The organism is uncultured Arcobacter sp. (assembly GCF_937982575.1).
Lineage (GTDB): Bacteria > Campylobacterota > Campylobacteria > Campylobacterales > Arcobacteraceae > Arcobacter.
In genome coordinates this window covers 49,818-62,380 of record NZ_CALJLR010000002.1, presented here as the reverse complement: position 1 = coordinate 62,380, position 12,563 = coordinate 49,818, and the positions used below count along the sequence as shown (strand labels likewise).

The window sequence follows — 12,563 nt, the reverse complement described above, 5'->3', positions numbered from 1 at the left end:
TTATTTTGGGCATATTTGAATATATTGGAGAATAAAATGAAGATAGATGGGATACCACTAGTATCTGAAATAATGGAAAAAAATGTAGAAAATAAAGTGTCTATGAAGTTAATTCATGAATTAAAAGATAAAGTTTTAAATATGTTTGTAGAAGGTGCTTTGTTTGTAGTTGATGATAATGATAAATTATTGGGAATTTTAACAGATGGAGATGTAAGAAAAAGTTTTTCAGGAAATGCGGTGCATGATATTGAAGCTTTTATCACATTAGCACCAAAAAGTATACATTTGAACGAAAATGCATCTGTAGCATTAAGAATTTTAAGAGAAAATGAAATTAATATTTTGCCTGCAATCAATGATAAAGGACAAGTAGTAGGGTATATTACTATTCATTTATTATTAAATAATTTTTCACCGGAAAGATTATATATGACTGGGCAAGAAGATAATAATGATGACAATAAAGAAAGACATTTGGCAAGGTATAAATTTGCATTAAATTTTATCAAAAAAGGTGGTTTAAGTTTAGACTGCGCATGTGGTTCTGGCTATGGAAGTAAGATTTTAGCTACAAACTCTAAAAATGTTTTAGGTGTTGATTTATCTGAAGATGCTATATCATTTGCTAATGATAATAATAACTTAAAAAATATCGAATATAGACAAGCTAATATTGATCATCTAGAATTTGACAATTCTTCGTTGGATAATATTGTTTCTATTGAAACTTTAGAACATGTTCCAAATGATGTATTTTTAAGATTTTTAGAAAATGTTGAGTATTGGCTAAAAGATGGAGGTGTGTTTGTTGGATCTTCACCTATGTTAAGATATAAAGACAATAAGCCATATATTACAAATCCTTATCATATTAATGAAATGCCTAGAGACGAATTTGTAAATGCTATTAATTCAAAACTTAAAAACTTTGAAATACATTTTTATTATCAAGATCAAGATACATTTTTGCCATTATGTAAAGAAAATACTGGTTTTTGTATTGTAGTAGCAAGAAAGAGTAAAAATGAATTATAAAGAAACATTAGCAAATAGTATTAATAGAGTTGAAAAGCTTGTAAGTGAAAGTATAAAAATTGATAGTAGTGGCATTCCATTACCGAGTTGGATTGAAATTAGTCCAATAGATGTTTGTAATAGAGTTTGTACTTTTTGTCCCAAAAGTGATGATAGTATTGCTCCAAATCAACAACATAAAATGCCATCAGTTTTGTATAAAAAAATGTCAAAAGAACTTAAAGAAATAGGTTTTACAGGTACTATAATGATTGCAGGTTATGGTGAACCTTTATTAAATAAAGATGTAATTGAAATGTGTCAAGTGTTTTCTGAAATTTCTAATGTTGAAATAACCACTAATGGTGACCCCTTAAATGAAAAGTTTATAAAAGATCTATATAATTCTGGAGTTAGTAAAATAATAATAAGTATGTATGATGGTGCACATCAAATAGATGAATTTAATAACCTTTTTTCTAAAGCAGGGATTTCTCCTTCTCAATATATTTTAAGAGATAGATGGTATACAAAAGAAGATAATTATGGTGTGAAGTTGACAAACCGTGCAGGTGTATTGAATAATAATCAAATAATAGATAATAATAAACAATGTTTCTATCCTTTCTATTCAATGATGGTTGATTGGAATGGAGACGTTTTTTTGTGTACTCAGGACTGGAATAGAAGAATAAAAACTGGTAACTTAATGTTAAATAGTGTCTATGAAGTATGGACTTCAAAAATATTGAAAAAGTATAGAACACACTTATCTAATTGTAAAAGAGATTTACCACCTTGTAATACATGTGATGCTGATGGTACTTTACATGGTGAACAGTATGCTAAAATTTGGAAAAAGTATTATGAATCATAAGTATTATAAATCAAAATATATAGACAGAGTAAGAATTTTGGTTCCACCCAAAGGTACTCAAGAAATGCACAGAAATACTAGAATTGATTTTTATTCTAAAGAATTTGAAAAAAAATTAAAGGAAGATTTAAATTTTAAGAATTTGAATCGATATCCTGATGTTGATTTGTTATATGCAAAATTAGCAGAGTTTCACAACTTAAGTGCTGATAACTTTTTGTTGACATCAGGAATAGATGGTGGGTTAAAAGTTGTATTTGAAATGTGTAGTGAAAAAGGATCTAATATTGTATGCTTGACACCTACATATGGGATGTATCATGTATATTCAGAAGCTTTTGAAACTAATATGATAGAAGTAAAATCAAAGAGAGATACACTTACAATTGATCTGAATGAAGTCTTAGAAAGTATAAATGATACAGTTGATATTATCTTTATTGTTAATCCTCATGAGCCAATTGAACACATATTTAACCTAGATGATTTGACAAAAATATTTAAAAAAGCTAAGCAGCATGATGTACTTGTTTTCTTAGATGAAGCATACTACATGTTTGGATCACCTACTGCAATAAACTTAATTACTGAATATGAAAACTTAGTTGTGGCAAGAACATTTTCAAAAGGTATGGGTTTACCAGCCATAAGACTTGGATATTTAATTTCGAATAAAGATTTTATTAAATATTTAGCAACAAAAAGATTTGCACACGAAACAAATAGTATTACAATAGATATAGCAATATGGGCAATAGATAATATTGATATTATGAAAAACTATGCAAAAGATGTAAGTGAGACAAGAAATTGGTTAAAAAATGAGTTGGAAAATTTGGAATATAGAACTCATGGAGAAAAGTCGAATACAATTTTAGTTGATTTAAAATCAAAAGAAATGGCTAATTATGTAACTGATAAATTAAAAGAAAAAAATATATGGGTAAGAGGTTATTTGCCTACTCCTGTAGAAAATTATATTTCTGTAACTATGGGTTCTAAGGAATTAGTTCAAGTATTTTTAAAGGAATTTAATCATATAATTTATACTAGAAGTTAATATATTATAGAAGGAAAAGAGAAGTATGTTAATAAAAAAATTTGTTAAATCTTTGCCAATTACATATGAACTTGTTAGAAAAAGTATATATAAGAAAAAAGCTTATAAGTTAGATAGTTCCCTTACTAAAAGTAAAGATATACTAGAAACTCTTTTAAAAGATGGAATTGCGGTTATTCCTAGTTATTATGATACTGAAACAGTTGATAATATTGTTAATGACTTGTATCCAAGTATGGAACAACTCTCAAAAGTAGAGAAAGATGCTGTTCGTGTTTTAGATGGACAATTTAGACTAGATAATGCTGACTTAAAGAATAAGTATGCAAAAGACTTTTTTGATGATCAAGATATATATGATATAGCAAAAGCTTATGTATCAAAAGATGTTAAATCGGAGTTTAGAATAGCAGATTATTCAAATAAAATTGGTGCATTTGGACGTTCTGATAGTTGGCATTTTGATGATATTATCCATAGGTTTAAAGCATTCTTGTATTTAAGCGATGTAGATGAAAGAAATGCTCCCTTTATTTATTTAGTGGGTAGTCATAAAGATGAAGCATGGAGATATCCTCAAGAACATATATATTGGCAGCATGATTTAGATGGTTCACTAAATTGTTTTCATCCTCATCAAGTTGAACGGTTAAAAACAAAATTTGGCTTTAAAGAAAAAATATTTACAGGGAAAAAAGGTGATGTTATACTTGTTGATACTAAAGGATTACATAGAAGAGGAGCTTTACATGAAGGTGAGCGTCTGATTTTAGTAAATTATTTCGAAGTATAATAAAGTATGCAATCAAAAAATATTGATTATCTTCTTATATTAAGAGGATTAGCTTCTATAGGTGTTATTTTTGGGCATGCACTAACTTATGAAAATTATGCTTTTTACAAAGTATTAGAAAATAGCACATCTCTTATAGGTAAAAGCTTATTAAGTATTTATCCTATGGGTGGAGCTAATTTTGTTTTAATTTTCTTTGTACTAAGTGGTTACTTAATGGGTAAATTATTTTTCAATGAGAAATACACATTTGATAAAGAAAATTTATTAAGATTTTATAAAAATAGGTTTTTTAGAATCGCACCTTTACTATATTTTAATTTAATAATTTGTCTTATTTTTTTTGAACAATCAAATCCTTCTTTTCTACAAATTATAGGTGACTTCTTCTTTTTTAACAATATAACTGGCAGAAATATTAATTTAGTGACATGGTCAATATCACATGAAATGCAATATTACTTATTAGCACCTTTTATTTTTTTATTTTTTAATAATTTAAAAAGTTCTGCTAATATGAAATTGTTTAAGTATGGATTATTAATTTTTTTATTTTTTATAAGTTTACATTTTACTGGTTTAAATTACATGTATTGTTTTTTAGCAGGATTTTCTATAAATTATTTCTTATTAAATAAGGAAAAAATAGATAATAAAAAATTAAACCCACTATTAGTATTATTGATTACTTTTACTGTTTCGAATTTATTTTTTTATTTTTTCTATAATAGTAATAATGATTTTACTGCAAGAATTATTCTTATTCTTTTTATTATGTGTTTAATATACTTTTTAGAAAGAATTAATTTTAAAAAAAATATGGAAAATAAATTTTTGCAAGGATTAATGTTTTTGGGAAAAATTTCTTATGGTGTATATTTGTGGCATTATCCAATTTTAGTTGTGATTAGTAACTATTTGATAAAATATATTTCTGAAAATAGTTATGGTACATTTATACAAGATAGCATCATATTTCACTTAATGCAAATTATTTCAACATTAACACTTACCATACTTATATCTGCTGTAACTTTCAAATATATTGAAATAAAATTTAGACCAACTTTGTACAAGGGGATAAATAAATGATAGTAATAATTGCTCCAGGATTATTAAATTATATTGGATTTTTTTTACGATTTTTTTTTTATTTTCCAAAAAATAAGTTACGAATATATGAAATTGATCCAAGTGAACAAAAAATTATTCGAATAGTATTAATAAAGTTTTTCACAAATATCTATACAATTCCAAATAATATTAATTTTTCTTCTTATTCAAAGATATTTTTTAAAAGTTATTCCGAAAGTAAAATAATGGAAACAATTCTTATTGACTATTTAGAATTGGCATATAAAGAATTGACAAAAGAAGAAAAGAGTTTTCTTCTTAAGAACATGATGATTAACTATATTTTTTATTATTATTTTTGTTTAAAATCTGTTATTAAATATAATGAAGAAGATAAAAATTATTTTGAAAAAGTTATATTCATGTCATCATTACCAAAAAAAGTTGCATTTGAATTAATATGTAAATTAGTAAAAAAAGAACAATATCAAAAAATACAATGTATATCTAGTGATTTTCAGGTACTAAATATATTTCTATTTTTTAGTTTTTTTATAAATCTAATTAAAAATATAAGATTTAAAACAAAGAAATTAGAAAAAATAAAAATAATACGAGATATAAATATTGCTAAAAGTGTTAATTATTTAGAAAATGGAATTACCTTTCCATTGAAAAAAAGTAATGTAAATGAGATCACTTTTTATTGTAAAATGAGTGATTTTAATTTATTCCATCAAAATGGATATATTTTAGAAAAAGAAATTGAAGCTGTAACAAAACTTGACTTTAAAGTGATTTATGAAAAAGAGCTGAAAATACATTACTCTTTTTTTTCTTATTTTAAATTAAATTTAAAGTCTTTATTATTTTCTCCTTCATTTATGTTAAGTAGAATTATTTTTGAAATATCAAATTTGAAATTATCGTACATTACCTTATTGAGTAATTACGAAGTTGATAATATTTTATTTTCAACACACACAAATGGAATAGGATCACCTTTTATTCATGATAGTATTATTTATACTGCTATTAAAGTGTTAAATAAGAATACAAAATTAACTGCATATCAAACAAGGGCATATTATGTTGATTGTTGTGAATATGATTACATGTATTGTGATCATATGATTTATTGGAGTAAATACTGGAAAAATTCTATTACAACATCAGAATATTCTAACATTGGTAAGATATCATATTTTAATGATAGTATTAATTTAAATAAAACAATGTTATACAAAAATGATAATTTATCGAAGTTAAAAGTAATAGTTTTTCCTGTTGAAATAGGTGATAATAGTTATATTGGGAAAAAAGATATGAAAAGATTTGTAATTGATATCATTGATACAATAACTGAGCTAAATGGTGAAGTTAATATTAAACCAAAATATGAATCTGAAAAAAAATTCTTTGAAGAAATAGTTATAAATCACGTTACGAATCAAGAAAATATAAAAGTATTAGATGGTGGATTATTATTGGAACATGATATTTTATCCAATAAAAATCTTGCTATTACTATAGGATATACATCTTCAGGATTTGAAGTATTATTTCGGGGTATAAATTCTATTTATTATGACATAAAAGATTTTCAAGTTAAAAATATAGATAATATAGATAATTTTACTGTTAATAATAAAATTAATTTAAAACTACTTATTCTTAAAATACAAAAGGATGAAAAGTTTAGAAGAAAAATATGGGAAAAACAAGTTAAAACGGTTGGTTTTGCGCTTTTACCGAGATTGGATTCTACAATTGATTATGAAAAAGGGTTTGAATTAAAATGACTATAAATATATGCTTTGAATATTTAATGCAGTCAGATAATATAGAGCTTTTTGAAAATTTTATTGACTTTAAACGATTTCCCAATGTTGAAGAAGATTCGTATAAAATAGCTAAAAATTGGTATAAAAAAAATGGCATAGACTATACACTTTATAATGGCATGTCTATAGGAAATATACTTGCGTTTGATATATATAAAATGAATGTAGAGAATATTAAGTTTATACTTTTTCTTATTTCAAATAATTTGATAAATAGTTCAAATATATTAAATATTTATATTAGTAAAAGTTATGTTCTTGATTCAACAATACTTAATCTAGTTGAAGTATTAAATATAAGGCATAAAATAATACAGTCACAAAAAGAGATAAATCAATTTAATTTTGTAACTTATCAAAAATCATCTGCCTTTGAAGAAGGTAAGATTAAAAATATTATTAAAAAAACTTTGAAAAATATAAACAATATTTTAAAATATAACAGAAAAGAAAAAGTATTTATTGAAACATATCATTCAACATATGAAGTTGTTTCAAATTTATCAAATAAGTTTATTTCTAATAGGTTTTTTGGAAAAAATTTATTGTCCTTATATAAACCGTTATATGTCTCATATGAAGATACATATGAAACTATTCTTACAGATAAGACAAAGTTAAAAAATATAGTTAATTATGACTTTAATAGTATTATTGAAGTTATATATGAGAAATCATATGATGAAAATAAATTAAAGACAATAGCCTTGATTGATAAAGTTGTAAATAGTATAGAAAAAAATCTCATAACTAAGGCGATATTTGTAAGAGAAGTTTCAAAATTAGCAACTATCTTTTTTGAATATTATAAAAGCAAGAGATTTGGAAAAATATACATATGGGAACATGGATTTAGAGATTTTTCTAGATATGATAATGAATTATGTGAAAAAGTTGATGAAGTATTTGCTTGGGGAGAATATGATTATTCTAAATATTTGGCGAATGATTTAAAATTAAAAGTCCATAAAGTAGGGTATCCTCAATTTTTAGAAAACTCTATTAAGGGTAGTAAAAGATTATTTAATTTGGGTAAATCAAAAGTGCTTGTATTGTCACCTACTGGTTTTAGCTCATTTGTTACAGTTAGTCAAAATAAACAAGTAAAAATATTGTTAGATATTGTAGGAATATTAAATCAATGTGGAGTAAAGAATGATGATATCCTAATAAAGATACACCCTGGAAATATGAATCAATTATTTTTTCAAGAAATTTTAAGTGGTAAAATTTCGCATCAAAATATTTTAAAAGATGTAAGTATTTACAAAGCTATTGATATGGTTGACTTAGTAATTGGAGAGGCTAGTACTGTTATATATGAAAGTTCATTTTCTAATGTAAACTATTTATGTATAAATTGGCAAAGTCAGGTGGCAAAGGATACTATTTTTAATGAAAATTTTGTAAAAACAATATACAATGTTGAAGATTTGAAAGATGTATTAAAATATCAGAAATTTCAAGATATAGAGACGTTTAAGAAAAAAACTATTTACAATCACAGTAATATTGAAGTTACAAATTTTTTAAAAAATTTATAGGAAGATAGATATGGATGAAAAAGAGATATATATACACATAGGAATGCCAAAAACTGGGACAACATTTTTACAGCAAGAGGTTTTTGAAGAGCTGACTGATGTAAAATATTTTTTACATCATACTGACAATCCTATAATGAATTTTATTCATGAACTCATATATACAAATACATATTTAATAGATATATTAGATGAAAGAAAAAGAAGTATAGATAATTATTTATGTACAATAAAAGAAAAAAAAGTATTAATTAGTGTTGAGGGTTTAATTGGAGATTCTTTTAATAATTATTATCCACTAAAAAATATTGCAGAAGCTTTAAAACATGTTTTCCCAAAATCTAAAATTATATTTACGATTAGAAAGCAAGATGATTTACTTGAATCTGCCTATTTATATTCTTTGTATGAGGGGCATTATAAAACAGTTAGTCAATTTCTAAATTATAAGAAAGGAACGTTTGAATCTTTTAAACTTTTAAGAGAATATGGTGTCAATGTAGATATTCATTCATTAAATTATTTGAAAATGGTATATGTATATGAAGTATTATTTAGTAAGGAGTCTATTTGTTTACTTCCATATGAACTAATGAAAAGTAATCAAAGAATATTTATAGAAAAAATTTGTAATTTTATTGGTGTAAAAGTTGTATATCCAAGTACAAAAAAGTATAGTAATAAAAGTTTTTCTTTGTTGTCCGCTAAAATCGCATTTTTATTAAATAGATTTAGAGCAAATGGATTAAATAGTTTACCATTGATACCAGAACAACCTTTTCTTGATTTTTTTAATAAAAAATATACTGAGAATAATTTTATAGCCTATCGTATATTACGTTCTATATCCTATAGAATTTCTTTAACATATTTTTTACAAAATATTTTGGATAAAATATTTTATATTAAATACAAACCATTTAGTAAAAATCTTAAAAAAGAAATACTGGAGAAACATTATATGGATAATAATAAATTGTCTTTACGATACGAGTTAGATCTTAAAGATTATGGTTATTTTATTTAAAAAAATATTATATGAGGAAATAAATAGTGATAAAAGAAGATATTTATAATGATGGCACATATATAGATAATAATAAGACTTTACATATTGAAGATAGTGAATATAAATTTTCATCTATAAAGTTACTTTTAGAATCAGTTAAATTCAAGGAAAATACTACTGTAAAACTTCTAGATGTAGGTGGAGGTGCCGGAATTATTGGTAAATTTGTTTGTGAGTACTTTATTGAAAAAGGAATTTCTGTTGAGTTTTATGCTTTAGACTTATCTAAAGAGATGCTTTTAGTTCAAGAAAAAAATAATCCTTATATAAAAAAGATTATAAATCAAAATATACTAGATATATCAGAGAAAGACTTTGATATTATTTTTATGATTGATGTTATAGAACATATTCCTAATTATCAAGATGTGGCAAAAAAGATTAGTAAGATTTCTAAATATTCAATATATAATATACCACTAGAAGTAAATTTATTTGATAAGTTGAGAAATATTTATTTTAAAGGTCAATATTATAAAGAACAAGAACGAACAATCGGACATATACATTTTTTCTCTTATCTTTCTGCACTTAATTTGATGAAAAAATATTATCAACCTGTTAAATGGTTTTTCCCTGATCAAAGTAGTCATATTTTAAATACTGACAGTATAGAGTATAGACAGCAAAAGGCAAATAGTTTAAGAGCTTTAGAATTGAAAATATCAAAAAAAATATATAAATATGTAAATTTTTTATCTCCTTTTTTAATTCAAGGTTCGTTATTTGTTTTAAATAAAAAAAGTAGGGAAAAGATTTAATTATGAATAAATTAACAGATTATGACTTATGGAATGAAGACTATGATAAAAAGATTTTAAATATAGAAAATTTATTTACTAGTTCTTCTACAGATGGTTTAGATAAAAATGATTATGGGAATTATTTTTTATGGGATGTATTACTAAATAAATTTTTACCATTTGGAGAAAATAAAAAAGTTGTTGAAATTGGAAGCGCTCCTGGAATCAATCTTTTACAATTTAAGAAACAATTTGGTTATCAACCTTTTGGTATAGAGTATACAAAGAGTGGTTCTGAAATAAATAAGATTTTGTTTAAAAAAAATAATATTGATGAATCAAATGTAATTAGGGCAGATTTTTTTTCAGAGGATATAGAGCAATTTTACAATTTTTTTGATATTGTAAATTCAAATGGTTTTATAGAACATTTTGATGATGTAGATAATGTTATTGATCGTCATATGAAACTTCTTAAAAATGATGGTTATTTGGTAGTTATTATTCCAAACTTAAGAGGTTTTTATTACCATTGGACAAAACAATTTAATCCTATTGTATTGACTCATCATAATCTTAAAATAATGGAAATAGATAGTTTTAAAAAATTATTTCAAAGAGATGATTTAGAAGAGTTATATTGTAATTACTTTGGCATATTTCATTATGGCCTATTAACCAATGAAAAAAGTTTTATTGCTAACTTATTTTTGTCATGTTTTTCCAGAACTTATAAGATTTTCAATACTTTTTTTAAACTATTTTTTAAGAAAAAAGGAATAGAAAGTAAAGTATTTAGTCCATATTTAGTGTATATAGGTAAAAAGAATGTTAAGAATATTTCATAGGCTATATTTTAAAGTTTTTAAAAAGAAATTTAAGAAAATTGGTAAGAATAGTTATATTGCTTCCGGATTTGATATAGATTATCCTGAATACATAGATATTGGAAGTAAAACTTATATAAATAAAGATGCATGGATTAGTATATCTCCTAATGGTAATCCAATTGTAAGTATTGGAAGTGATGTTTATATTGGTCGGTATCTTACCCTAGCCTGTGTTAATCAAGTTACTATTTCAGATAGTGTAATGATTTCAGATAGATGTTATATAGGTGATGCTGTACATGGTTTTCAGATAAAAGATAGACCAATAATAGAACAAGAGATCTATTCAGCAGGTGATGTATCAATAGGAGAAGGAAGCTGGATTGGTATTGGTGTTTCAATTCTGCCAAATGTTAAGATAGGAAAGCATTGTGTGATTGGCGCAGGCTCCGTTGTAACAAAAAGTATACCAGACTATCATATTGTAGCTGGAAATCCAGCGCGTATTATTAAAAAGATAGATTTTATAAATGAATAATATAATATTTTTTATAGAAAATTATATTGCAGGAGGCAGTGATATGGTTGCCCATGATATAATAGCTAACATTAATGCTAAAAAGATATACCTTTTTGTAAATAAATCCAATGATACATCTAATTTATTAAAAGATGAACTTCCTTCTAATATTGAGATTATATATTATGGACTTATTACTACTGCAGAATTAGGTTCTTTTTCAAATAGTAAAAAACATATTTTTCCTATATATATTTTATTAAAAGTATTTAATTTATTATTTCGGTATCCTCTAATAATATTTTCTATAGTGTATTTTTATTTTAAGTTTAAAAGATTAGATGCAAAATACTTTATTTCTAACAATGGAGGGTACCCTGGTGGTGAGTATTGTAGAAGTGCAACAATATCAGCTTATTTTGCAAGTCTTAAATGCTTCCATATCATACATAGTGCCGCATCCTTACCTAGGTTTAAATTATTTATAATGTTAGAGTATTTTATTGATATGATGATTGACAAAATAGCAACTGTCATATGCGTTTCAAAACATAATGCAAATATTTTAAAAGATAACAGAAATTTCAAGCAAGAAATAACTGTTATTTACAATGGAATAAAATTAAATGAACAAAAAAAGTATAACTTTAGTGAGAAGGTTAAATTATTAAATGTTGCTTCTTTGTATTCTTTAAAAAATCAAATATTTTTGGTTGAAGTTTTTAATAAACTTGTACACTTAGGATATACAAATCTCGAACTACATTTAGTGGGAAAATCAATAGATGAACAGTATTTATTAAGATTAAAAAATTTGTTACAACAATATAATTTAGAAAATTATATTATTTTACATGGCTTTACTAATCCATCTCAATATTACAATGATTGTGATATTTTTTTATTGAGTTCAAAAATTGAAGGTTTTCCCATCGTTACACTTGAAGCTATGAGTATAGGCATGCCCATAATATCAACAAAAGCAGGTGGAAGTATAGAACAAATAATAGATGGGTTTAATGGCTTTTTAGTAGAACAAGGAGATATTGATTGCTTTGTAGAAAAAATAATCTTTTTTTTAGACAATAAGGACCAAATTAAATTTTTTGGAGAAAATGGGTACAATTTGTTTAATAAAAACTTTACTATTAAACAAATGATAAATAGATATAAATCATTAATATTAGGATAA

General features: G+C 24.3%; 12 protein-coding genes. All 12 read left to right on the top strand.

Translation table 11 applies throughout. The annotated features are described in order from the left end of the window. The first annotated feature begins 36 nt into the window (after positions 1-36). Genes Q0617_RS00335 through Q0617_RS00280 form a run of 12 tightly spaced genes read left to right on the top strand, consistent with a single transcriptional unit; the run spans position 37 to position 12,563 of the window. Positions 37-1,038 carry a methyltransferase domain-containing protein gene (locus Q0617_RS00335; RefSeq protein ID WP_298749280.1) on the top strand — a complete coding sequence of 334 codons (1,002 nt, stop codon included), beginning with the start codon at positions 37-39 and terminating at the stop codon, positions 1,036-1,038. Beyond that, the gene (locus tag Q0617_RS00330) at positions 1,028-1,894 is read left to right on the top strand and encodes an SPASM domain-containing protein (RefSeq protein ID WP_298749278.1); all 867 of its coding nucleotides are present in this window, start codon (positions 1,028-1,030) and stop codon (positions 1,892-1,894) included. Before Q0617_RS00335 ends, Q0617_RS00330 begins: the two co-directional genes overlap by 11 nt. Further along, a complete protein-coding gene (locus Q0617_RS00325) occupies positions 1,860-2,954 on the top strand; it encodes a histidinol-phosphate transaminase (RefSeq protein ID WP_298749275.1) in 1,095 nt (364 codons plus the stop codon). Before Q0617_RS00330 ends, Q0617_RS00325 begins: the two co-directional genes overlap by 35 nt. Before the next feature lie 25 nt (positions 2,955-2,979). After that, on the top strand, positions 2,980-3,747 hold the full coding sequence (locus tag Q0617_RS00320; RefSeq protein ID WP_298749273.1) for a phytanoyl-CoA dioxygenase family protein: 768 nt from the start codon (positions 2,980-2,982) through the stop codon (positions 3,745-3,747). A 6-nt stretch (positions 3,748-3,753) separates the two neighbouring features. Further along, entirely contained in the window at positions 3,754-4,839 is a 1,086-nt protein-coding gene (locus Q0617_RS00315) for an acyltransferase (RefSeq protein ID WP_298749271.1), read from the top strand. Continuing rightward, entirely contained in the window at positions 4,836-6,623 is a 1,788-nt protein-coding gene (locus tag Q0617_RS00310) for a hypothetical protein (protein ID WP_298749269.1), read from the top strand. The genes Q0617_RS00315 and Q0617_RS00310 overlap by 4 nt, the downstream gene beginning before the upstream one ends. A gap of 26 nt (positions 6,624-6,649) precedes the next feature. Beyond that, positions 6,650-8,209: a hypothetical protein gene (locus Q0617_RS00305; RefSeq protein ID WP_298749267.1), complete on the top strand. Its 1,560-nt coding sequence runs from the start codon at positions 6,650-6,652 to the stop codon at positions 8,207-8,209. 10 nt (positions 8,210-8,219) lie between these two features. Further along, a complete protein-coding gene (locus Q0617_RS00300) occupies positions 8,220-9,236 on the top strand; it encodes a sulfotransferase domain-containing protein (protein ID WP_298749265.1) in 1,017 nt (338 codons plus the stop codon). A gap of 26 nt (positions 9,237-9,262) precedes the next feature. Next, complete coding sequence (locus tag Q0617_RS00295; protein WP_298749264.1) at positions 9,263-10,039, top strand: class I SAM-dependent methyltransferase; 777 nt, start codon at positions 9,263-9,265, stop codon at positions 10,037-10,039. A 2-nt stretch (positions 10,040-10,041) separates the two neighbouring features. Next, positions 10,042-10,869 (top strand): methyltransferase domain-containing protein, encoded by an 828-nt coding sequence (locus Q0617_RS00290; RefSeq protein WP_298749263.1) that lies wholly within the window; start codon positions 10,042-10,044, stop codon positions 10,867-10,869. After that, the gene (locus Q0617_RS00285) at positions 10,850-11,389 is read left to right on the top strand and encodes an acyltransferase (RefSeq protein ID WP_298749260.1); all 540 of its coding nucleotides are present in this window, start codon (positions 10,850-10,852) and stop codon (positions 11,387-11,389) included. The genes Q0617_RS00290 and Q0617_RS00285 overlap by 20 nt, the downstream gene beginning before the upstream one ends. After that, on the top strand, positions 11,382-12,563 hold the full coding sequence (locus Q0617_RS00280; RefSeq protein WP_298749258.1) for a glycosyltransferase family 4 protein: 1,182 nt from the start codon (positions 11,382-11,384) through the stop codon (positions 12,561-12,563). The genes Q0617_RS00285 and Q0617_RS00280 overlap by 8 nt, the downstream gene beginning before the upstream one ends.

Coding starts and splice junctions, on each gene's coding strand:
- Q0617_RS00335 (WP_298749280.1), top strand. CDS start 37: ATGAAGATAGATGGGATACCACTAGTATCTGAAATAATGGAAAAAAAT.
- Q0617_RS00330 (WP_298749278.1), top strand. CDS start 1,028: ATGAATTATAAAGAAACATTAGCAAATAGTATTAATAGAGTTGAAAAG.
- Q0617_RS00325 (WP_298749275.1), top strand. CDS start 1,860: ATGCTAAAATTTGGAAAAAGTATTATGAATCATAAGTATTATAAATCA.
- Q0617_RS00320 (WP_298749273.1), top strand. CDS start 2,980: ATGTTAATAAAAAAATTTGTTAAATCTTTGCCAATTACATATGAACTT.
- Q0617_RS00315 (WP_298749271.1), top strand. CDS start 3,754: ATGCAATCAAAAAATATTGATTATCTTCTTATATTAAGAGGATTAGCT.
- Q0617_RS00310 (WP_298749269.1), top strand. CDS start 4,836: ATGATAGTAATAATTGCTCCAGGATTATTAAATTATATTGGATTTTTT.
- Q0617_RS00305 (WP_298749267.1), top strand. CDS start 6,650: ATGCAGTCAGATAATATAGAGCTTTTTGAAAATTTTATTGACTTTAAA.
- Q0617_RS00300 (WP_298749265.1), top strand. CDS start 8,220: ATGGATGAAAAAGAGATATATATACACATAGGAATGCCAAAAACTGGG.
- Q0617_RS00290 (WP_298749263.1), top strand. CDS start 10,042: ATGAATAAATTAACAGATTATGACTTATGGAATGAAGACTATGATAAA.
- Q0617_RS00285 (WP_298749260.1), top strand. CDS start 10,850: ATGTTAAGAATATTTCATAGGCTATATTTTAAAGTTTTTAAAAAGAAA.
- Q0617_RS00280 (WP_298749258.1), top strand. CDS start 11,382: ATGAATAATATAATATTTTTTATAGAAAATTATATTGCAGGAGGCAGT.